Source organism: Moritella sp. Urea-trap-13 (genome assembly GCF_002836355.1).
GTDB lineage: Bacteria > Pseudomonadota > Gammaproteobacteria > Enterobacterales > Moritellaceae > Moritella.
Genome location: NZ_PJCA01000007.1, coordinates 1 through 2,283, shown reverse-complemented (window position 1 = coordinate 2,283; position 2,283 = coordinate 1). Strand labels below are relative to the sequence as shown.

Annotated in this window: 1 rRNA gene; it reads right to left on the bottom strand. The window is 47.9% G+C overall.

Annotated elements, in window-relative coordinates:
• Window positions 1–2,202, bottom strand: a 23S ribosomal RNA gene (locus CXF93_RS02855); the annotation flags it as partial.
• Window positions 2,203–2,283: the final 81 nt, after the last annotated feature.

The window sequence follows — 2,283 nt, the reverse complement described above, 5'->3', positions numbered from 1 at the left end:
CCTACGTTAGAACATCAAACGTACAAGGGTGGTATTTCAAGGTAGACTCCACATCATCTAGCGACAATGTTTCACAGTCTCCCACCTATCCTACACATGTAGGTTCAATGTTCAGTGCCAAGCTATAGTAAAGGTTCACGGGGTCTTTCCGTCTAGCCGCGGGTACACTGCATCTTAACAGCGATTTCAATTTCACTGAGTCTCGGGTGGAGACAGCGTGGCCATCATTACGCCATTCGTGCAGGTCGGAACTTACCCGACAAGGAATTTCGCTACCTTAGGACCGTTATAGTTACGGCCGCCGTTTACCGGGGCTTCGATCATGAGCTTCGACCTAAGTCTAACCCAATCAATTAACCTTCCGGCACCGGGCAGGCGTCACACCGTATACGTCATCTTTCGATTTTGCACAGTGCTGTGTTTTTAATAAACAGTTGCAGCCACCATTTCTCTGCGACCAACAATAGCTTACGGAGCAAGTCCTTCACCATCATTGGCGTACCTTCTCCCGAAGTTACGGTACCATTTTGCCTAGTTCCTTCACCCGAGTTCTCTCAAGCGCCTTAGTATTCTCTACCTAACCACCTGTGTCGGTTTGGGGTACGATTCTCTCATATCTGAAGCTTAGAGGTTTTTCCTGGAAGCCGGGTATCAACTACTTCATCTCCGTAGAGACTCGTCATCAGTTCTCAACATTCTCACTAAAGAGAGCGACCCGGATTTGCCTAAGTCACTTGCCTACTACCTTAAACATGGACAACCATCGCCATGCTAGCCTAACCTTCTCCGTCACCCCATCGCAATATAAGCGAGTACTGGAATATTAACCAGTTTCCCATCGACTACGCCTTTCGGCCTCGCCTTAGGAGTCGACTCACCCTGCCCCGATTAACGTTGGACAGGAACCCTTGGTCTTTCGGCGTGGAGGTTTTTCACCCCCATTATCGTTACTCATGTCAACATTCGCACTTCTGATACCTCCAGCAAGCTTCTCAACTCACCTTCAACGGCTTACAGAACGCTCCTCTACCATGCAAGAACAAGTCTTGCATCCGTAGCTTCGGTGGTATGTTTAGCCCCGTTAAATCTTCCGCGCAGACCGACTCGACCAGTGAGCTATTACGCTTTCTTTAAAAGATGGCTGCTTCTAAGCCAACTTCCTGGCTGTCTGAGCCTTTCCACATCGTTTCCCACTTAACATACACTTTGGGACCTTAGCTGACGGTCTGGGTTGTTTCCCTTTCCACGACGGACGTTAGCACCCGCCGTGTGTCTCCCGCGATTGAACTTATTGGTATTCGGAGTTTGCAAAGGGTTGGTAAGTCGGGATGACCCCCTAGCCTTAACAGTGCTCTACCCCCAATAGTTAGACGCGAGGCGCTACCTAAATAGCTTTCGAGGAGAACCAGCTATCTCCCGGTTTGATTGGCCTTTCACCCCCAGCCACAAGTCATCCGCTAATTTTTCAACATTAGTCGGTTCGGTCCTCCAGTTGATGTTACTCAACCTTCAACCTGCCCATGGCTAGATCACCGGGTTTCGGGTCTAATCCCAGCAACTATTCGCGCAGTTAACACTCGGTTTCCCTACGGCTCCGCTATTCGCTTAACCTTGCTACTGAAATTAAGTCGTTGACCCATTATACAAAAGGTACGCAGTCACAGAACAAGTCTGCTCCCACTGCTTGTACGTATACGGTTTCAGGTTCTATTTCACTCCCCTCACAGGGGTTCTTTTCGCCTTTCCCTCACGGTACTGGTTCACTATCGGTCAGTCAGTAGTATTTAGCCTTGGAAGATGGTCCTCCCATATTCAAACAGCATATCACGTGTGCCGTCCTACTCGATTTCACAGTAAGGTCGTTTTCATGTACGGGACTATCACCCTGTATCGTGAAACTTTCCAGATTCTTCCATTAACTTCCAAACTGCTTAAGGGCTAGACCCCGTTCGCTCGCCGCTACTAAGGGTATCTCTATTGATTTCTTTTCCTCGGGGTACTTAGATGTTTCAGTTCTCCCGGTTCGCTTCGTTAAGCTATGTATTCACTTAACGATACCTTACTTAGTAAGGTGGGTTCCCCCATTCGGAAATCTGTGGATTAACGCTTTTTATCAACTCCCCACAGCTTAACGCAGATTAACACGTCCTTCATCGCCTCTGACTGCCTAGGCATCCACCGTATACGCTTAGTCACTTAACCATACAATCTAAAGTAGACCGTACAATTGAAATAACTAGGTATTATCTAGTTTTTTTCGCCTCAAGAATACTCAAGAACACT